The sequence below is a fragment of the Candidatus Binatia bacterium genome (assembly GCA_036382395.1).
Taxonomy (GTDB): domain Bacteria; phylum Desulfobacterota; class Binatia; order HRBIN30; family HRBIN30; genus JAGDMS01.
Map to the genome: position 1 here is coordinate 1 of DASVHW010000328.1, position 19,281 is coordinate 19,281.

Below are 19,281 nucleotides of genomic sequence, written 5' to 3' on the forward strand. Positions count from 1 at the left end.
GTCTACTCGGCGGTGCCGCAGTCGCCCTGTTCGCCACACGCGAGGCGCGGCGCCGTGGCGTGGAGATCGACCCGGTTCCTGGTCATGGGCCGAATCGTTGGACGCCACGCCGATTCCGAAACTAGGCACCGCGCGAAGGCCGTGATATGAGAGTGACGTTGGAGGCGAGAGCATGATCGGACTCAGGCGCATCACGAGTGATCCTGCTGTCATGGGCGGGAAGCCCTGCATCCGCGGGCTGCGCGTGACGGTGGGCACGATCGTCGGATTGGTTGCCACCGGTCACCGCGAAGAGGAAATCTTGCAGCTCTATCCTTACCTGGAGGCGGAGGACATTCGCGAGGCGTTGTCGTACGCGGCGTGGCGTGCGGAAGAGATCGAGATACCCTTGTCGGTCCCGTGAAGTTTGTTATCGACATGAACCTCTCCCCTGACTGGGTAGCGGTTCTGCAGCGCCACGGTTGGGAAGCCACCATTGGTCGAGCGTCGGCAATCCACTGGCCACCGATCCGGAAATCATGTCGTGGGCGAATGCCAGAGGGTATGTTGTCTTCACTCACGACCTTGGCTTTGGGGCATTGCTTACGGCCACAGACGCTCAAGGCCCGAGTGTCATTCAGGTCCGCACGCAGGACGTCACACCTCAGCACCTTGAGCCGCTTCTAGTTGCGGCCCTTCCGGATCATGGAGTGACGCTGGAAGAGGGCGCGATGGTGACTGTTGATGAGGCGCGCTCTCGTGTGCGGATTTTGCCCATCAAGCGGACCGCGCGTGTCTGACCCGGCGCTTGAGCCGACCGGCATGAGCTTGGTAGCTACTCGCAATCGCCGCTGCGCTGGCCGCTCACGCGCACGCCATAGGGCAGCCTACGCCGGGTAGGAAGGAACACCTCGAGAACAGCATGCAAGGAAGCGAGGCGAGCCGAACGGCACAGTACATGGCTCTCTTCCGAGCATTGGATGTCGGCCCTGTCGATTACCGAGCCCGGTACTTCGGCCGCGTGGCAAGTGACATGCGGGGCTACGAGTTCTATCGCGTCGCCGTCGCCCATGTTCCAGAGCCAGCTGTGGACGCGTTGCATGCCGCCCAACCACGCATCGCAGCCGGCGTCGCTTCGCGCCGCCGCTGAAGGCTGGCGTGAGACGCCATCCCACGGGAGACTCTGAGTGGGCATCGCCAAGCGACTGGCTCTGATCTTGCGAACCGGCTCCGTAGCCGCCACCCACAACGACCTTAGTTTCGCGGCGGCGCTGCGCATGCCCGCCCGCGCCAACGCCGACTCGGCGCCAGCGCGGGTGGTCACAGGCACCTGGCTTTCCGACAATTGAAGGCCTTACGCTTGACCCGCGCCGCCCCTTCGCACTATGGCCTCGTTTCATGACTACACACGGTGGGTGGCGGGCGGCGATTGTCACCGGGGCAGCAAGCGGTATCGGCCGGGCGTTCGCTGAGACGCTGGCCGCAGCAGGCACGGCTGTCGGTATGCTCGACGTCGCGGCCGATCTGTTGCAGCAGGCCGCCGAGAGCATCCGGACCAAAGGCGGGCGCGTACACACGCGTGTCGCCGACATCAGCGCGGCCCAGGAACTGAACGCTGCCGTGGAGGACTTGATTGGCGAGCTGGGTGGACTCGACCTGCTCATCAACTGCGCCGCCATTGCCGGTGCCGGGCATTTCACCGATCAGCCGGCTGACGCCTTCAACCGGGTGATCGCGATCAACCTCCTCGGCACCACCAACATCGTACGCGCGGCGCTGCCTGCGTTACGCCAATCGCACGGTGCAATCGCCTGTGTGGCTTCGACCGCCGCGGTGCATGGGTGGCCGGGGTTGGTCGCCTACTCCGCCGCCAAGTTCGGTGTCGCCGGTTTCTGCGACGCGGTGCGTGCCGAGTTGGCGCGCGCCGGCGTGTCCATCACAACCGTATTCCCGCTGCTGATCGACACGCCGTTGCTGAAGGCGGGCGATATCGCTCCCATCCTCAAACAGGGGCGCCCGATTCCGCCCCAGGCCGTGGTGCAAAAGACGCTTGCGGGCGTGGCCAAACGGCGACCACGCGTGTTCGTCCCCGGCACCGTCCGCGTCGTCGCCCTGTTGCACGGACTCGCACCGTCCTTGCTCGACTGGTACGGGCGGCGCGTCGGGTTCTGAGAGTCGCGTCCCGTCGTTTCAGTCCAGCAGCTGCGCAGCCACGTCCGCTAGCGCACTCGCTTCGGGTGCGTAACGGATACACAGGCTCTGCGCCCGCTCGGCGTGGTAGTGCAGCGGATGCTCGATGACGTAACCGGCCCCACCATGCAGATGATGCGCGCTGAGGGTCAGCCGTTTGAACGCCTGGCCCACGAACGCGGCGGCGGTGGCCAACTCGTGACCTTCGGTCGTTCCCGCCGCCAGGCGTGTAATCGCCTGCCAGGCCAGATGGCGGGAGGCCGTGAACGCCGTCGCCATATCGGCGACCTGATGCTGCACGGCTTGGAACAGCGCGAGCTTCTGGCCGAATTGCTCGCGCTCCTTGACGTACGCAACCGTCATGGCGAGGGCCGCATCCATGCCACCAACCATCTCTGCCAACGCCAGCGCCGTCTGCTGCCGTTGAATGGCGAGCAAGGCATCCATCCCCTGCTTGGCGGAACCGAACCGCTGCATGATCGGCGCGCCGTTGTAGCGCACCACTGCTTGCCGCTCCCCGTCGAACGTCCGCAACGGTGACGCCTTGGCGTGCTCGGAGGACACCAGGACCAACCACACGCCGCTGCCCTCACGGGCCGCAATAATATGGAGATGGGCATCCGCTCCCTCAGGCACGTACCACTTCTCTCCCGTGAGCCTCGCCCCGCCACCGCTGCCGGTGACGCGCGTCCTGTACGCGCTAGGCACCCGCACGCTCTCTTCGTCGAAGGCCAACGTAACGATGGCTTCTCCACGTGCCGCCGCAGCCAGGTGACTGTTCGCCATATCCAGCTGCGCCAACGCCACGCCGCCGCGGATAGCGTTGATCACGCGGCGCGGGACGAGGCCACGTCCGCACTCCTCCAACACACACGCGACCTCGACCAAACCGAGCCCGCTGCCACCGGCAGATACGGGAAGGCCCAACCCAAACCACCCCAGCTCCGCCACCATCCGCCAGCAGCTTTCGTCCACTCCGGTCGGCGTCTTCTGCCATGCCGCCAGGCGCTCGGGGGTGACCTGCTCCTGGCAGAAGCGGCGCACGGCGTCCTTCAGTTCTTGTTGTTCGGCAGTCGGCGTGAGGCGCATAGTAAGAAGCCTTCAGCACTCAGCTATCAGCACTCAGCCCAGACAACACGGCTGACCGCTGACCGCTGAGCGCTATTATTTTCATTTCCTTGGCAAGCCGTATCCGAGTATCGCGATGATGTTCCGTTGTACCTCGTTCGTGCCACCGCCGAAGGCGAGCAGCGGTGCGGTCCGGTAGAGCCATTGCAGCCGGCCATGCAGGGCGGCGCGGGGCTCATCCGGATGCAGTTGGCCTGCCATGCCGAGAATTTCCGCCCCGGCGTCGGCGACACGTTGTGCCAGCTCGCTCACGAAGATTTTCGCCATTGAGGACTCGGCCGCCGGCACGCGGCCTTGATCGAGGGCCCACGCCGTCTCCAGTCCGAGCATGCGGGCCGCCTCGATATCGACGGCGAGGCGGGCAAGCCGCTCGCGCACCCAAGCGTTCCTGCGCAGCGGCTGGCCGTCGATCTCCTGCGCGCGCACCAGGGCCACCAGTTCACGGAAGTAGCGCCGTGTCATCGCCACCGACCCGATGCTCAGGCGTTCGAAGTTCAGTGCCATGGCGGCGTAGTAGAAACCCATGCCGCGTTCCCCGATGAGGCAGTCGCGTGGCACGCGCACATTGTCGAGAAAGACGGCGTTGGTGCGCAAACCCGGCCAGACGTAGATCCCCTGCACCGTGACCCCGGGCGCGTCCATGGGCACGATCAGGATCGAGATGCCCTTGTGCTTCGGCGCGTCGGGTTCGGTGCGCACGGCGAACCAGTTATGCGTCGCCGTGTGGGCCATGGTGTTCCACATCTTCTGTCCGTTGACCACCCAGGTATCGCCGTCGAGCACCGCCCGAGTGCGCAGGGCCGCGAGGTCAGTGCCGGCTTCCGGCTCGGAGTATCCCAAGGCGAACTCCACCTCGGCGGCCTTGATGCGTGGCAGCCAGTGTTGCTTTTGTTCCTCCGTCCCGACCCGCATGATCGTCGGCGCCACCGAGGTCACCGTCAGCGGCAGCATGGGCGCGCCGGCGCCCTCCAGTTCGTCGACGAAGATCCACTGGTCGATGGCCGAGCGGCCGAGCCCGCCGTACTCCTTCGGCCAGGGCAAGCCCCACCAGCCGCGGTCACGCAGCTCGAGAACGAACTCACGGGCCAGCGGCCCCTGCCCTTCGTTGCCGGATTCGCGCAACTCGTCCAGCAAGGCGGGCGTGAGATGCTCCCGGATGAAGGCCCGGACCTCGTCACGCCAGACCAGCTGCTCGGGGGTGAAGTCGTACCTCATGAGAGCTTTCAGCTGTCAGCTATTGCCAACGGCGCAATTCGCGCCTGGCAACCGTCATTTTGTGCACCTCGTCGGGGCCGTCCGCGAGGCGCATGGAGCGGCCTTCGCGCCACATGCGGGCGATCGGCGTGTCGTCGGAGACGCCCATGGCCCCGAACACCTGGATGGCGCGGTCAAGCACGTCCATCATCATATTGGCGGCGATCACCTTGATCATGGCGATCTCCTGCCGTGCTTCTTTCTTGCCGACCGTATCCATCTTCCAAGCCGCATGCAGCACCATGAAGCGCGCCGAGTCAATCTCCATGCGCGATTCCGCCACCCAGTTTTGCACCACGCTTTTCTCAGCCAGCAGGCTGCCGTGCGCGTAGCGCGTGTTGGCGCGCCGGCACATGAGTTCGAGGGCGCGCTCCGCCGCACCGATGCAGCGCATGCAGTGATGGATCCGGCCGGGTCCCAAACGCGCCTGGGCGATGGGAAAGCCGTCGCCCTCGGCACCAAGCAAGCTGGTGGCCGGTACGCGGCAGTCCTCGTAACGAATCTCGCCGTGGCCTCCGCCGCCGGTGTGTCCCATGACCGGCACGGCGCGCATGAGATTGAACCCCGGCGTATCCACGGGAACGATGATCATGCTTGCCCGCCGGTGCGCCGGGGCTTCCGGGTCGGTAACGGCCATCACAATGGCGAACGAAGCTCCATAGGCCCCGGTGCTGAACCACTTGTGGCCGTTGATGACGTAGTGGTCGCCATCGCGCACCGCGCGGGTGCGCAAGAGCGTCGGATCGGACCCGGCGGTATCCGGCTCCGTCATCGCAAAGCAGCTGCGCATCTCGCCCGCCAGCATCGGCTGCAGCCACCGCGTCTTCTGCTCCGCCGTGCCGAATTCCGCCAGGATCTCCATATTGCCGGTGTCCGGGGCGGCGCAATTGAAGATGCGTGGGGCGATCAGGCTACGACCCATGATTTCGCACAGAACCCCGTACTCCCAGTTCTTCAAACCGGCGCCGTACTTGCCGTCGGGCAGGAACAGGTTCCAGAGCCCCTGCGTTTTGGCTTTCTGCTTCAGTTCCTTCACGATGGGTGGCTCCGCGTGCTCGTCGCCACAAGCCCGGACTTGCTCTTCCGCAAGATGCTCCGCCCGGTAGACGTACTCGTCCATAAAGGCAACTAATCGCGTGCGCAGCTCCTCAACCTTAGATGATAGTGCAAAATCCATCGCTATCCTGAACTCCTTTCGTCCTCGTCACCGCGGCAGAACGGTTTCACCTCCTGCCGGCGGGTAAGCGTCGAATGCTTACCCCAGTCGCCTCCCAATTTAAATGGCAGGACTTCTGCAGCCGAGACCAGCCTGCACCATGATGAAGAGTTCGACGGCATCGGTATCGGCCTCGCCAACGCGCGCCGCATCATCCAGCGCCACGGCGGCCGGGTGTGGGCCGAGGGACAAGTAGACCAAGGGGCCACCTTCTACTTCTCCCTACCCCGCGCTCCGTCCGCCATCGCTTGATCGAGGGTCACTTCCACTAACGATTGAATACTCGAGCAAATCCTCGGTTGTCAGCGACAGCAGTGTATTGCTTTGCGATGACAATCCCCGGATAGCGCCGTGCGTACCCCATTTGGCCTTCGGCCTGACGCAACCCGACAGTCTAGCTTGGCAAAGACAACTCCCGAGTCTCGGAATGCAGGTGTGGACCGAACTCCCATAACTGGAGAGCGGCGCAGGAACTTTTGGACATTTCCTGCCTACTCCCCCCAAGGCACTAGCCGGGTTACACCGTATTCGCCTGCCTTCAAGTTTCGGCACGTAACCTGCAACTCACCGGAACGAGCCAGGAATGGAGTGACATGACCCTCTATGGGTATGCTCGCACGCGGAGCCCGGAGCCTTCTTCGAAGGCGTCGGCTGCAGGGTGCGTGGCTGCGGATCGGCCGTCTCGTTCGCGCCAGGACCTCACTGTCCTCATTCTCGAGGACAGTCCCGACGACGCGGAATTGGAGGTCGCGATGTTGGACGAGGCCGGGTACACCTGCCACTGGGAGCGCGTCCAGACGCGCGACGAGTTCTTGGCCCGCCTGAAGGAGCCGAATTACGACCTCATTCTTGCTGATTACAGCCTGCCCGCCTTCGACGGGCTCAGCGCGCTCAAGCTGGTCCGTGCCATCGGGATCGACATTCCGTTCATTCTCGTCTCCGGCACGCTCGGCGAGGAGACCGCCATCGAAAGCCTGAAAGCGGGCGCCACCGACTACGTCCTGAAGCCCCGCATGAGCCGACTGGTACCGGTCGTACAGCGAGCGCTGGAGGAACGACAGGAACACCATCAGCGCCAGCAAGCCGAGGCGGCTTTGCGCGCCAGTGAAGCCAAGCTGCGCCTCGCGACGACGCAAATGCCGGCGGTCCTTTGGACCACCGATGTCAACCTGCGTCTGACGTCGTCGGTCGGAGCCGCCCTGCCGCTGAGCGAGCCCGAGGGCGGACGCCAGGACGGCAGCCCATTGCACGAAGTCTTCCAGACCGACGCCGCCGATTCTCCGCCCATTGCCGCGCACCGCCGCGCCCTGAGCGGTCAGTCCAGCACCTATGAGCAGCGGGTGAACGATCGTGTCTTCGAGGTGCGGGTCGAGCCGCTACGCGACGCAGATGAGCGCATCCTGGGCTGTCTCGCGCTGGGTGTCGACATCACCGAACGCAAATGCGCCGAAGACGAGATCCGTCGCCTCAACGCGGAGCTCGAACGGCGCGTCCAAGAGCGCACCGCCCAACTCGAAGCGACCAACCGCGAATTGGAAGCCTTCAGCTATTCCGTCTCGCATGACCTGCGCGCCCCCCTGCGGGTCATCGAAAGCTTCACTAAGGCGATGGAGGAAGACTTTGGCGCGGGACTCGACCCCCAGGCCCGGCACTATCTCGACCGCGTGCGCGCCGCCACCGAACGGACCAAACAGCTCATTGCCGACCTGCTGCAGCTTTCGCGGGTGAGCCGTAGCGAGATGCAGCTCGAACAGGTCGACCTGACCCAGCTCGCCCGGGCGGTGGCTGCCGAGCTGCAACAGACCATGCCGACCCACCCGGTCACGGTCGCCATCGCCGATGGGGTCATCACCACGTGCGATGCACGACTCGTGCGCGTCTTGCTGGACAACCTCCTGGGTAATGCGTGGAAGTTCACCTCGAAACACGCCGCGGGGCACATCGAGTTCGGTGTGATTGATCGGGACGACGAGCGCGTCTATTTCGTCCGCGATGACGGCGCCGGATTCGACATGCGCTTCGCCGACCAGCTCTTCCAGCCGTTCAAGCGCCTGCACGGAGCCAGCGACTTTCCGGGCACGGGCATCGGTTTAGCGACGGTGCAGCGCATCGTCCACCGACACGGCGGCCGCGCCTGGGCCGAGGGCAAGGTCGAAGGGGGTGCGACTTTCTACTTCACGCTGGCTCCCAAGCCCGTTTTGGAACCATCGCCTTTCGGACTGCGCATTACCGACGGCGCCGCGCCAGAAGGAAGCGTCGATTCGCCACCCGGACTCACGAACGGAAACAGACCAGAGTCATGAACCGGCATCCAGAACCCACATATCGTTATCGTAGAAGGCATCGATGCAATCAAAGAAGATCCTGCTGGTCGAGGACAGCGCCAACGATATCGAACTGACCCTGGCGGCGCTCGATACGTATGCCCTGGCGAATGAGGTGGCCGTCGCCCGCGACGGCGCCGAAGCGCTCGACTATCTGTTTCGGCGTGGAGCGTTCTCCTCTCGCCCCCCGCAGAATCCGGTTCTGGTGCTCCTTGACCTCAAGATGCCCAAGGTCAACGGCCTGGAGGTCCTCCGGCAGATCAGGAGCGATCCCGTCCTCCGAGCGATTCCCGTCGTCGTCTTGAGCGCATCCCGCGAGGAGCCGGACCTCGCCGAGGCGTATCGTCTCAACGTGAACGCTTACGTGGTCAAACCCGTATCCTTCGAGAAATTCATCGACGTGGTCAAGCAACTCAGCTTGTTCTGGCTGCTCATAAACGAGCCGCCACCGATGCGGGGCGCACGCGAGTGACGACGCACGACGTGACACCGCCGAGCATGAGCGAGCTGCCGGCACAAACCATGGATGCTGTGACCTGCGCGGATGTGGGCGCCCGTGCCCCTCAGTTGGCATCCGTGAATCGCCAACTACTGCGCCTGCTCGTTGTCGAGGACAACCCTGCCGATGCCGAACTGGAAGTCGGGATGCTGGAGGCGGCGGGCTACGAATGCCGCTGGGGACGTGTACAGACACGTGAGGAGTTCCTGGATCGCATAGAAGCCGCGGGGGGCTATGACCTCATCCTCGCCGACTACGCCCTCCCCACCTTCGACGGGCTGACCGCGTTGCGCTTGCTGCGGGCACAGGATCTCGACCTTCCGTTCATCCTCATTTCCGGCGCCATCGGCGAGGAGGTCGCCATCGAGAGTCTCAAGGCAGGCGCCACCGACTACGTACTGAAGAGCCGGCTGGAGCGCTTGGTGCCGGTCGTGCAGCGCGCCCTGGCCGAGCGTGAGGAGCGGCGGCAGCGCACGCAGGCAGAGGAAGCCCTGCGGCTGAGCGATGCGCGCTACCGCGAACTGTTCGAGAACGCCAACGACATCGTCTACACAACCGATCTGCAAGGGAACTTCATTTCGGTCAACCAGGCCGCCGAACGCCTCACGGGGTTCACCCGCGAAGAAGCCCGGACGATAAACTTCGCGCAGATCCTGGGGCCGGAGCACTTGGAGCTTGCCCGGCAGGTAACCGCGCGCCAGTTGGCCGGAGAAACGGTCCCGATGTACGAGATGGAGCTGTTCTCCAAGGATGGCCGCCTGATCACGATCGAGGTCAACACCAGCCTGATCCACGAGCACGGGAAACCCGTTGGGGTGCAGGGAATTGCGCGTGACGTCACGGCCCGCAAGCGCGCCGAAGCGGAAAAGAAAGCCCTACTCGATGTCGCCCAAGAGATCACCGGCGCGTTGGACCTGAATCAACTGCTCGATGCCGTGCAGCGGCTGACCGCCAAGATCTTGCCGTGCGATGCGGTCGCCACCTTCTACTGGGACCCCGCGCGCGAGGTGTATCGAATCGTCGCCCAGTGCGGCATTCCACCCGAGTTACTGCCCTACGCCCAAGCCCTGGAATTACCTTGCGACGTGCGCTTAGGCGGCGCGCCTCTAGAACAGTCAGCGGTGGTCCTCAACGACATTCCCGTCCAGTCCGGGTGGCCAATCGAGGTGCACAGCCACTTCCCGCTTGGTTCGCTGGTGGCCGTGCCGCTGCACGTACATGACCGCCAACTGGGCGTGCTTGTTGGCCTCAGGATGACCAGCCGGCGCGGATTCGATGCCAGTGAGGTCCAGCTCTGCACTGGAATTGCCAGACAGCTGGCGCTGGCGCTCGAGGCGGTCGAACTCTACCGTACGCAACAGGAGGAAGCTCACGTCTCGGGTGCTCTCGTCCGTGTGGGCCAGGAGTTCCTCTCCTTGCTGGAGACGCCCGTGCTGCTCGATCGTTTGTGTCAGCTCACCGCTAGCCAGTTGCAGTGCGACTTCAGCCACACCTTCCTCTGGCGTGCCGAGGACGACATTTTCTCCGTCGCCGCCGGCTTTGGAGATTCACCGGAGCAGTGGGGGTCGCTGCGATCCCTGAACATTCCTCGCTCCATCCTTGCGCCGTTGCTTGCCCGCCTCGAAGGCGAAGACACCGTGGCCGTGGATATGACCACAGACTCGTATCCCCCAGTGAGCCGGATCGCGGCACCCTATGACGCCACGCTGGTGCTGTACACCCCTTTGTGGCGGCGCCATACAGTCGTCGGGGTCTTGACCGCCGGCTACCGTAGCCAGCGTGAACCGTTCACTTCGCAGCAGCGCCGCATCCTAAGGGGTATCGGCCAGCTTGCCTCGATGGCCCTGGAAACCGCCCGCCTGTTCGAGGAGTTGGAGCGGGCCAATCGACTCAAGTCGGATTTTGTCGCCACCATGTCGCACGAATTGCGCACGCCGCTGAACATCATCATGGGCTACACCGATCTGCTGCGCGAAGGGGAGTTTGGTTCGTTGAGCGCTGAGCAGCTCGATCCTCTGGAGCGAATGGACCAAAGCGCGCGGAACTTGCTCCGGCTGGTCAACGCCACCCTCGACCTCACCCGGCTCGACAGCGGCCAGGTGCCGCTCGAGCTGACGGAAGTAGCGCTCCCCGATCTCATGGCCGAGGTTGCAGCCGAGGCCACGGAGTTGCACATTCCACCCGATCTGGCGGTCGCGTGGAATATCGCGCCGCGACTCCCGCGGTTGTCGACCGATCCGGTCAAGCTGAAGGTTGTGCTCACAAATCTGATCGCCAATGCAGTGAAGTTCACTCCCCGAGGCAGCGTGACTGTGGACGTGCATGCTCGGAACGGGAGTGTGGAGATTTCGGTCGCCGACACGGGCATCGGTATCGCGCCGGAGGTGCTGCCGATTATCTTCGAGCCCTTCCGTCAGGGAGACAGTTCGGCCACGCGCCGTTTCGGCGGCGTCGGTCTCGGGTTATATATCGTGCGCCGGCTGGTCGACTTGCTGGGCGGCACAATCACCGTCGAGAGCGAGCTGGATCACGGCTCCACCTTCCGCCTCTTGCTCCCAGTTAGCCGTAAGCGGGACAGAGCTACCGCCTGATTCCGCCGTCAGCAATCCGCTCGGAGGAAGATGCCGACAACTGATGGCGGACTCCTCCCCTTCTCAGCCCGCCAACACCGCAAGCAATGTCCGTCCCTGCAGCGCTTGGCGCCACGCCGTCTCGATTTCCTCCTGCGGCATGCGGCTGACAATGCGCTCGGCTTCTTCAGGCAGCGGGAACCCCAGCAATGTGCCTTCGGCCAGGGCCAGGGCGCGCTCGAAGCGGCTTTCTGCCAGTGAGGCGTAGCGGTAGCGCAGTTTCTTACGGCCGCGCGCCAGTTCATCAGCCGTGAAGCCTTCCGCCGCCGCACGCTCGCACGTTTCCTCGACGGCGCGGACCAGGCGGTTGGCCGCGCCGCGCGAGGCACTCGCCGACACGATGGCCACGGCCCAGCCGGCTCCCCAATCGAGTGCAGCCGACACGTCGTAGCCCAATCCGAGCCGCTCGCGAACTTCCTGGAAGAGACGGCTGTCGGGATCAGCGCCTACCAGATCCAGAGCCAGGCCGACGGCGATCAACTGCCGAGGAACTGGCGGAATGGCAATCAGCTTCATCACGTAAGCTTGTCCGCCGCCGCCGTGCATCCGATGCGTGCCGCCCGAACCAAACCGAACCGGCGCCATGCGTCCGGCGCCACCCACACGCCCGCCCCGATAATGCCTGCGGACGGCGGTGCGCGCCGCGGCTTCGGAGATTCCGCCAACAATCGCCAGCACGCTGCGGTCGTGGGTGAAGTACCGCCGCAGAAAGGCCGTGATGTGGTGCGCCTCCAGGCTGCGCAAGCTCTGAATGCTGCCCCACACCGGATGTGACAAGGCGCCGCGAAAGAACAGCTCCCACGCCTTCGTATGCAACCGGTCCGCCGGGTCGTCCAAGCGGCCGCGGATCTCGTCCATGACCACGCGCCGTTCCTTGCGGACGCGATCCTCACTGACCCGGCTGCGGTAGAACTGCTCCGCCAGTAGTCCCAGGGCATCGGTCACGTCTTCGTTGAAGACCTCGAACGTCAGCGAGATGGTCTCGTAACCCGTATCGGCATTGTGTTCGCCGCCCAACTCCGCCGCGCGGCGGTTGAGTGCCACCTGATCCAGCGAGTCCGTCCCTTGGAAAAGCATATGCTCCGCCATGTGGGCGATGCCCGGATGTGCCCCGTCGAAACGTGCACCCGCCCGGACGCTCAGGGCGATACTGGTGAGCGGGCCGGCGATGTGCTGGTACACCACCCGCAGTCCTTGCTGGCTGAATCGATGAACTGTCCCCATGACGGTTTGTAAGCATAACGCGACGCGCAGCGGAAGGGCGGAAAGATAAGTCCTGAGAGGCTGTGAGGAAATTGGGACGAAGGCAAAGGAGATTTCGTCAGCACAATCTGTGTGAGCGGCCGAAGGTCGCCAATGGTGGTATAGGCTTCCAGCCTGTACTAATCCGGCGGCCGTTCGGTCGCACGTTCACTGGTACAGGCTGGAAGTCTATACCACCGGCATTGCGCCTCTTTGGCGCAACCTAAGGCGGAATCGCCGTGGTCGCGGACCACGCATTTCCTCACAGCCGCTGAGTCCTTTACTCAGCCATCTTGTCCGTCTAAAAGTCGGGAGCTGTCCGCCACCGACGACCCGCACACTGAGGAGGGCACCATGGCCGACTTTGCCAGTCGCAGCTTTTGGTTGGAATCAGATCCCTACACACCCGGGCCGACACTGGCCGGTGACATCACGGTCGACGTCGCCATCATCGGCGGCGGTTTCACCGGCCTATGGGCGGCGCATTTTCTGCTCGCCGCCGACCCCGCCCTCAAGCTCGTCGTGATCGAACGCGAGGTTGTTGGTTACGGGGCCAGCGGCCGTAACGGCGGCTTTGCCATGACCCTGCTGGGTCGCAGCATGCACGATCTGTTGCAGACTTTTGGAACGGATCCAGCCCGGGCCGCGCACGCAGCGGTCGCCCGCTCGGTCGATGACATCGGTCGGTTTTGCACCGAGCACAAGGTGGCGTGCGACTACGAGAAGAACGGCTTCATCGCCGTGGCCACGGACGACAGCCAGATTCCACGCATCGAGGCGGACCGGCAAGCTGCTGAGGCACTAGGGATCGAGGATGTCCGTTACATCCCGGGCGAGGAGTTACGCCGCCAAATCCAGTCGCCCCTCTACCGCTGCGGCCTCGAGGAGAGGAGCTGCGCCATCCTGAATCCGGCCAGACTGGTGCGCGGCATCGCCCGTGTCGTCCGGCAACAGAGCGGCATCATCTACGAGCAGACTCCCGTCGAGCGCATCGAGGCCGCCGGCACGAAGCTCGATGTCCGCACCCCACAAGGGACGGTGCATGCTGACAAGGTGGTGTTGGCGACCAACGCCTATTCGGTGCAGTTTCCGGAATGTCGCCGCACCCTGGTTCCGTTGTACTCGTATATTGTCCTGACGGAACCGCTGAACGCGGCGCAGTGGGAATCGATCGGCTGGAAAGGCCGCCAAGGGTTGGAGGACAAGCGCACGTACATCCACTATTTCCGGCCGACCGCGGACGGCCGCATCTTGATGGGCGGCGAAGATGCGCCCTACTACTACGGCTCGAGCCTTCGGCCGCAACACGACCGTAACCCACATGTGTTCGCCTTGCTGCAACGCGACCTCAAAGCCATCTATCCACAACTCGATCGCCTGCGCTTTACACACCAGTGGGGCGGGCCGATAGGGCTCACGGCGCGCTTCGTCCCCGCGTTCGGAACCTTACTCGGCGGTCGCGTGCATTACGGCTTCGGGTACTGCGGGCATGGTGTCGCACCCACCCATCTCGGCGGGCAGATCGTGCGCGACCTGGTTCTTGACCGACAGAGCGAGTTGCGCGAACTCTGCTTCGTCGGCGCGAAACCAATCCCCTATCCGCGCGAGCCGTTGCGTTACCTCGCCATCACTGCCATCCGCCACAGGCTGCTGGCACAAGACCGCAAAGGTAAGCCGAAGACCGAGCCGTGGCTCGCACGCGGGCTCACACGCCTGGGTCGGTGAGGAGTCCTGAGTGCTGAGTCCTGAGTTCAGGCCTCTGAATCAGCGGCCTGCTCGCCTACTCGGAACTGAGGACCAAGAACTCCCTTGCACGTGCCAGTTCCTCGTCTCCGATGTTGCCGGCCTGGTGCAACTGCTCCAAGAGGGCATGCACCTTCAGTACGCTGTGCAGGCGTAAACCTGCAGCTGCAAGCGTGCGTTCGGCCGATTGCTCGCGGTCAACCACCACCAGGACATCTTCGACCACCAGCCCCGCATCCCGCAGCGGCGCGATCGCCTCGATCTTGGCACCGCCCGTGGTAACGACGTCATCGATCACCAGCGCCCGGTCTCCGGGTTGAAACACCCCCTCGACCTGCCGGCGTGTACCGTAAGCCTTCAACTCCTTCCGCGGGTACACCAGTGGCCGGCCGCTCTCCAGCGACATTGCCACCGCAATGGGTAGCCCGGCGTAGGGAATGCCCGCCAGGCAGTTGAAACGCAGCGGGGCAGCGCAGCCGAGCATTGCAATAGCGACGCGCCGCAGCACTGCGGGCTGTGAAATCAGGACACGGAGATCGATGTAGAAGGGTGAATGGCGCCCGTCCTTCAGCACGAAATCGCCGAACCGGACGGCACCAATGCGGTGCAGCTCGATGGCCAACCCCTGCGCTTCGATCATACCTTCTCACTTGATGAGTTTTTGTATGGCCTTGAACTCGGGGGCAGCCGCTGTCTTCACCCACTCGAGGCAGGCCATTTCGACGGTGGTGGGCACCGCGCCGGAAGCGATCATCTTTTTGCATGCGGCGCGATGATCGGACTCGAAGCGCGAGCCAATCGCATCCAACGGCACGTGAGCCTGGTAGCCCTGATCGAGCAGATCGTGGACGGTCTGATTGACGCAGGCGTGCGTTTCCAGGCCACACACGACGACCTGTGTTCGTTTGAGCTCGCTGAGCCGGGCCGCGAATTTCGGCTCACCCCAACAACTCAGGGCGCTTTTCTCTACGGCCTCGAACCCAGCCGGACACACCTCCAGAACCTCGCGCATGAGGTGGCCCAGACCCTTCGGGTACTGCTCGGTACCCAATATTGGGATGCCGAGAATCTTCGCCGCCTCAACCAGCCGGCACACGCCGCGCAGCGTACGCTCGGGCTCAAACGTCATTCCCCGGTATGCTTCCTGGACGTCGATCACCACCAAGACACTTTGGATCCTGTCGAGTATGCGTGGATGGGCCATTTCAGTTACTACTTATGGCATATCGCCAATCGCTTTGCAGCGCACGAGCAGGAAACCGACTAGTGCCAACCCCACGCTCATCCACTGCGCCGTGGTGAAGCCGGCAAGCCACGCCGGATTACGGCGCACAAACTCGACCAGAAATCGGACTGTCGCCGCCAGAATAAGGTAACGTCCGATCAGATCGCCCGCAGGCGGTTCTTGCCGGCGCCGCCGCCAGAGATAGAGGAAAATGAGGAAGTAGGCGACGGCTTCGTAGATCGGTGTGGGATGGACACGGTCGGTCGTCGGCACCACACCTTGCGGGTAGCTCATACCCCAGGGCAAATCGGTCGGTGTCCCGTAGTCGCCATCACCCGAGAGCTGGCAGCCGATGCGTCCAATGCCCTGCCCGAGCGCCAGTGCCGGTGCCCCTACGTCAGCGAACCGCCAGAACGAGATTCGGCGCCGATATGCCAGCACTCCCACCGCCGCGGCGCCGCCAATCAAGCCGCCGTACCACACCCATCCACTCGACGTCAGCAGAAACCGAATGGGATCCTGCACGAAGTAGTCCCATGCACTCGGAATGAGAAACAGTCGCGCCCCGACCCACCCGCCGACGTAAGCATACAACATCGCGTCGTAGGCGAGATCCACGCCATAACCGCGGCGGAGAAGATCACTACGAGCCACGAGAAAGGCGGCAAAGAAGCCGAGAAAGGCCATCGCCCAGAAGCTGGGAACGGAAATGCCGCCGAGTTCGAAAAGCGTTGGTCGCATCCACCCACTCCACCTCACATGCCAACGATATTGTAGCCGCCATCGGCGTGCACCACCTCGCCGGTGACGGCGCTGCCAAGATCACTGCACAGATACAGCGCCGTACCGGCGACTTCCTCCGGGCGGATGTTCCGGCGCAGCGGCGCCCGTTCTTCGTGATGATGGAGCATGTCCTTGAAGCCCGTGATCCCGGCCGCCGACAGCGTGCGGATTGGTCCAGCCGAAATCGCGTTGACCCGAATGCCCTGCGGCCCGAGGTCCCAAGCCAGGTAGCGCACGCTGGCCTCGAGAGCCGCCTTGGCCACTCCCATGACGTTGTAGTTCGGCAACACTTTCTCCGCGCCAAAGTAGGTCAGCGTCAGCAGTGAGCCGCCGGCGGTCATCAGTGGCTCGGCGCAGCGCGCAATGGCGATCAACGAGTAGGTGCTGACGTCGAGTGCGACATGAAACCCGGACCGTGAGGTGTTGAGGAAGCGGCCCTTGAGTTCCTCGCGCACCGCGAACGCGACCGCATGGACGACGATGTCGACGCGACCCCACCGCTCTTTCACGGCAGTAAAGACTGCCGCGATGTCGTCATCCTTGGACACGTCGCACGGCAGCACCGTCTGGACACCGAGCGACTCCGCCAGCGGCCGGACGCGCCTCTCGATGGACTCGCCAACGTACGTCAATCCCAGCTCGGCGCCCTCGCGGTGCAGGGCCTGGGCAATTGCCCACGCGATGCTGTGGTCATTGGCAACGCCGAAAATCAGCGCCTTCTTGTTCGTGGCAAGTGGCATTTCACCTCCGGGCTCGTCCCGTCACTTAGCTGGCACGACGCCAGACGCGCAAGGGATAGCGCCAACGTTCGCTCCTCTGAAACTCCTTGCCGGCCCCTGCGGCCTCCGCTAAACCGCAACCAATGAAGTCTCTTACGGCCGGCGCCCTGCTCTCGGTGGTGCTCGCCTGCTGCGTGACGGCGAGTTGCGCGGCATTCTCACGCGCTGGCAATTGTGGGATGCGTCGCAAACGGCGAAAACAGGATGAGGCACCGGTGCCCATCCTTTCTTCCACTCCCTTGGAAAGGTGCCGCTGACCGGCTACTAAAACGGGCATGGACCGTGCGACCTGGATCGAGACAACGCTGCGCCAAGCTTTCGCCCCGCAGCATCTGGAGGTTGCGGACGAAAGCGCCTTGCATGCTGGCCACGCCGCCGCTGGCAGCGGCGGGCACTTCAGCGTCCTCATCGTTTCGGATCAGTTCCGTGGCCAGGATCTGGTGACTCGTCAGCGCGCGGTCTACGCCGCCCTCGGCGCGGCAATGAAGTCAGAGGTCCACGCACTCGCGTTGCGGACACTGACACCGGAGGAGTGGGAAGGTCTCAAGCGCTAATCGGCATGCCCTATGTCGTCCGTCTCCGCAGGTTGTCTGGTCACTCGAGAGGTTGAAGGCCGCATCGAAGTCCTGCTGGTCCATGCGCGGCGGGCAACGTTCCGGCGGCCCTTGTTCGGAATCCCCAAGGGATTAGTCGAAAGCGGCGAAGACCTTGAGCAGGCGGCACGGCGGGAGACACGCGAGGAGACCGGCCTGGAAGTGCGCATCCGGGGCTCGCTCGGCAGCGTCCGACAAAAGTCGGGCAAAGTGGTACACGCGTTCTGGGCATCGCTAGAAGATACCAGCGCCGCTAACCTCGACGAACGCGGACGCTGCTTGCGCCATGATCAGGAAAACGACGTCTGCGGTTTCTATCCGCTCGACCGGGCCTATGAATCGATGATCCCGGCACAGCGAGAATTCCTCGACCGGCTGAAGGCGCAACTGACGTTGTAGGGCGCAGCTTGCTGCGCCCCGAGCAGAAATCGGTACCGGACTCAGGACAGCTTGCGAATCAGTTCGCTGGCCAGCTTGCCGTCGAACTGGCCGGCATGGCGCTCACGCAGCTTCGCCATGACCGGGCCGATCTGCGTTGTGCCCAATTCGCCGGCGATCTGTTTGATCACGTTTTCCAGGGCCTCTCCGGTCAGTTGCTGGGGCAGATACTTCTCCAGGATCGCCTTCTCGCTTTCGTTCTGTTGAATCAGATCCGAGCGGTTGGCTTGGCGGGCGAACTCCACCGCTTCGGTCCGCTTGCTGATCTCTTTACGGACCAGCGCGGCGATGTCAGCCTCCGGCAGTGCGGCCACCTGCTTTTCGACCTTCACGTTCTTGATGGCCGCGATCACACCACGGATTACGTACACGGTTTCCATGGCGCGGGCCTTCATTGCGCTTTTCAGATCTTCTTGCAGCTGCGCTTCCGTAACCATCTTCCTACCCCTATATCCCTGGGAAGAGGCGGTGAGCGATCGCGAAAATGTCCTGGCCGGTGACCACGCCGTCACCATTCGCATCGGCGCCGGGTTTCGCCGCATAGGTGCCGCGACCCACCTGCTCCACCCGCGTGGTCGCGCCGTCGCCCAGCTTGCGCATCACGGACACGACATCCGCCGCACTCACCTTGTGGTCGCCGTTGCCGTCACCGCGAAGAATTGGCGTGTGTGTGGCAGAAATGTTGGTCAGCACGGACACGTCGGCCACGAAGCTATCCCCGGCTGCGGCATCATAGCGACCGTCGCCGTCGAAATCGGCTGCAACAATACTGGTGGGCTTGCGAGCCACCGTGACCGCGTCAGCCAAATGGAATCCCCTAGACTTCCCTAGGCTCAGGAAGCCGAGGACCGCATTCCCCACCTGGTCGGTCACGGCGAGATCGGGGATCAAATCGCCGTCGAGATCGCGTGCCGCCAAAGCCGACGGGCTTCCTACCGACAGCGGCACCAACCCGGCGGTGAAACTGCCTTGCGCCGATCCGTACAGCACACGCACCCCTGCCGGTCGTGACTGCGCAACGGCAATGTCATCGTAGCCGTCGTTGTCGAAATCGCCCACGGCAATTGCGGCGACGTCTAGCAGCCGCACCGAGACGTGCACAGCCGCGTGGAAGGTTCCATTTCCGTTCCCGAAGAGGATCGACAGCCCGGAGGCCATGCTCGCCACACTGGTGGCGTTATGGGCGGCCGCTGTGGTTCCGTCAGCCCCGCGCGTCAGTCCAGTCAGCTGGTTCCCAGACTTGCCTGTGTACGTGATC

General features: G+C 63.8%; 21 protein-coding genes and 1 pseudogene. 12 read left to right on the forward strand and 10 right to left on the reverse strand.

From position 1 onward, the window contains the following. The first annotated feature begins 172 nt into the window (after positions 1–172). The 5 genes from VF515_15580 (at position 173) to VF515_15600 (ending at position 2,151) form a co-directional block, all read left to right on the forward strand. Entirely contained in the window at positions 173–403 is a 231-nt protein-coding gene (locus tag VF515_15580; GenBank protein ID HEX7409051.1) for a DUF433 domain-containing protein, read from the forward strand. Between the two features lie 115 nt (positions 404–518). Further along, entirely contained in the window at positions 519–779 is a 261-nt protein-coding gene (locus VF515_15585) for a DUF5615 family PIN-like protein (GenBank protein HEX7409052.1), read from the forward strand. A 158-nt stretch (positions 780–937) separates the two neighbouring features. Further along, on the forward strand, positions 938–1,129 hold the full coding sequence (locus tag VF515_15590) for a hypothetical protein (protein HEX7409053.1): 192 nt from the start codon (positions 938–940) through the stop codon (positions 1,127–1,129). A 37-nt stretch (positions 1,130–1,166) separates the two neighbouring features. Beyond that, the gene (locus VF515_15595; GenBank protein HEX7409054.1) at positions 1,167–1,328 is read left to right on the forward strand and encodes a hypothetical protein; all 162 of its coding nucleotides are present in this window, start codon (positions 1,167–1,169) and stop codon (positions 1,326–1,328) included. A 49-nt stretch (positions 1,329–1,377) separates the two neighbouring features. Then, positions 1,378–2,151: an SDR family NAD(P)-dependent oxidoreductase gene (locus tag VF515_15600; GenBank protein HEX7409055.1), complete on the forward strand. Its 774-nt coding sequence runs from the start codon at positions 1,378–1,380 to the stop codon at positions 2,149–2,151. An 18-nt stretch (positions 2,152–2,169) separates the two neighbouring features. Here VF515_15600 and VF515_15605 read toward each other — a convergent pair whose 3' ends face one another. The 3 genes from VF515_15605 to VF515_15615 form a co-directional block, all read right to left on the reverse strand. Further along, positions 2,170–3,258, reverse strand: coding sequence for an acyl-CoA dehydrogenase family protein (locus VF515_15605; GenBank protein ID HEX7409056.1), 1,089 nt, complete (start codon positions 3,256–3,258; stop codon positions 2,170–2,172). Positions 3,259–3,339: 81 nt separating this feature from the next. Then, entirely contained in the window at positions 3,340–4,512 is a 1,173-nt protein-coding gene (locus tag VF515_15610) for an acyl-CoA dehydrogenase family protein (GenBank protein ID HEX7409057.1), read from the reverse strand. Between the two features lie 19 nt (positions 4,513–4,531). Beyond that, on the reverse strand, positions 4,532–5,728 hold the full coding sequence (locus VF515_15615; GenBank protein HEX7409058.1) for an acyl-CoA dehydrogenase family protein: 1,197 nt from the start codon (positions 5,726–5,728) through the stop codon (positions 4,532–4,534). Positions 5,729–5,860: 132 nt separating this feature from the next. Here VF515_15615 and VF515_15620 point away from each other — a divergent pair. From VF515_15620 to VF515_15635, 4 genes and pseudogenes are all read left to right on the forward strand, one after another. Continuing rightward, positions 5,861–6,019 (forward strand): annotated as a pseudogene (locus tag VF515_15620) (ATP-binding protein). A gap of 410 nt (positions 6,020–6,429) precedes the next feature. After that, a complete protein-coding gene (locus VF515_15625; protein ID HEX7409059.1) occupies positions 6,430–8,070 on the forward strand; it encodes an ATP-binding protein in 1,641 nt (546 codons plus the stop codon). A gap of 43 nt (positions 8,071–8,113) precedes the next feature. Next, positions 8,114–8,563 carry a response regulator gene (locus VF515_15630; protein ID HEX7409060.1) on the forward strand — a complete coding sequence of 150 codons (450 nt, stop codon included), beginning with the start codon at positions 8,114–8,116 and terminating at the stop codon, positions 8,561–8,563. After that, the gene (locus tag VF515_15635; GenBank protein HEX7409061.1) at positions 8,560–11,181 is read left to right on the forward strand and encodes an ATP-binding protein; all 2,622 of its coding nucleotides are present in this window, start codon (positions 8,560–8,562) and stop codon (positions 11,179–11,181) included. The genes VF515_15630 and VF515_15635 overlap by 4 nt, the downstream gene beginning before the upstream one ends. 63 nt (positions 11,182–11,244) lie before the next feature. Here VF515_15635 and VF515_15640 read toward each other — a convergent pair whose 3' ends face one another. Beyond that, positions 11,245–12,444, reverse strand: a complete 1,200-nt coding sequence (locus tag VF515_15640; protein HEX7409062.1) for a pitrilysin family protein — start codon at positions 12,442–12,444, stop codon at positions 11,245–11,247. A gap of 372 nt (positions 12,445–12,816) precedes the next feature. On the opposite strand from VF515_15640, the gene VF515_15645 reads away from it, so the two are divergent. Further along, on the forward strand, positions 12,817–14,187 hold the full coding sequence (locus VF515_15645) for an FAD-binding oxidoreductase (GenBank protein HEX7409063.1): 1,371 nt from the start codon (positions 12,817–12,819) through the stop codon (positions 14,185–14,187). Positions 14,188–14,242: 55 nt separating this feature from the next. Here the strand turns inward: VF515_15645 and pyrE are convergent, their stop codons facing one another. The 4 genes from pyrE to VF515_15665 are packed head-to-tail and all read right to left on the reverse strand — an operon-like array spanning position 14,243 to position 16,953. Next, complete coding sequence (gene pyrE / locus VF515_15650) at positions 14,243–14,845, reverse strand: orotate phosphoribosyltransferase (protein HEX7409064.1); 603 nt, start codon at positions 14,843–14,845, stop codon at positions 14,243–14,245. Positions 14,846–14,851: 6 nt separating this feature from the next. After that, positions 14,852–15,409 (reverse strand): isochorismatase family protein, encoded by a 558-nt coding sequence (locus tag VF515_15655; protein HEX7409065.1) that lies wholly within the window; start codon positions 15,407–15,409, stop codon positions 14,852–14,854. A gap of 12 nt (positions 15,410–15,421) precedes the next feature. After that, a complete protein-coding gene (locus VF515_15660) occupies positions 15,422–16,171 on the reverse strand; it encodes a prolipoprotein diacylglyceryl transferase (GenBank protein ID HEX7409066.1) in 750 nt (249 codons plus the stop codon). Between the two features lie 14 nt (positions 16,172–16,185). Then, complete coding sequence (locus tag VF515_15665) at positions 16,186–16,953, reverse strand: enoyl-ACP reductase (protein HEX7409067.1); 768 nt, start codon at positions 16,951–16,953, stop codon at positions 16,186–16,188. 314 nt (positions 16,954–17,267) lie between these two features. Here VF515_15665 and VF515_15670 point away from each other — a divergent pair, with 314 nt between their 5' ends. Further along, complete coding sequence (locus tag VF515_15670) at positions 17,268–17,546, forward strand: BolA family protein (GenBank protein ID HEX7409068.1); 279 nt, start codon at positions 17,268–17,270, stop codon at positions 17,544–17,546. Positions 17,547–17,558: 12 nt separating this feature from the next. Further along, entirely contained in the window at positions 17,559–17,984 is a 426-nt protein-coding gene (locus VF515_15675) for an NUDIX domain-containing protein (protein ID HEX7409069.1), read from the forward strand. A gap of 41 nt (positions 17,985–18,025) precedes the next feature. Here the strand turns inward: VF515_15675 and VF515_15680 are convergent, their stop codons facing one another. Both VF515_15680 and VF515_15685 read right to left on the reverse strand, forming a co-directional pair. Next, entirely contained in the window at positions 18,026–18,565 is a 540-nt protein-coding gene (locus tag VF515_15680) for a GatB/YqeY domain-containing protein (protein HEX7409070.1), read from the reverse strand. Then, on the reverse strand, positions 18,471–19,281 hold an 811-nt coding region (locus VF515_15685), incomplete at its 5' end, for an FG-GAP-like repeat-containing protein (protein ID HEX7409071.1). The genes VF515_15685 and VF515_15680, both read right to left, overlap by 95 nt.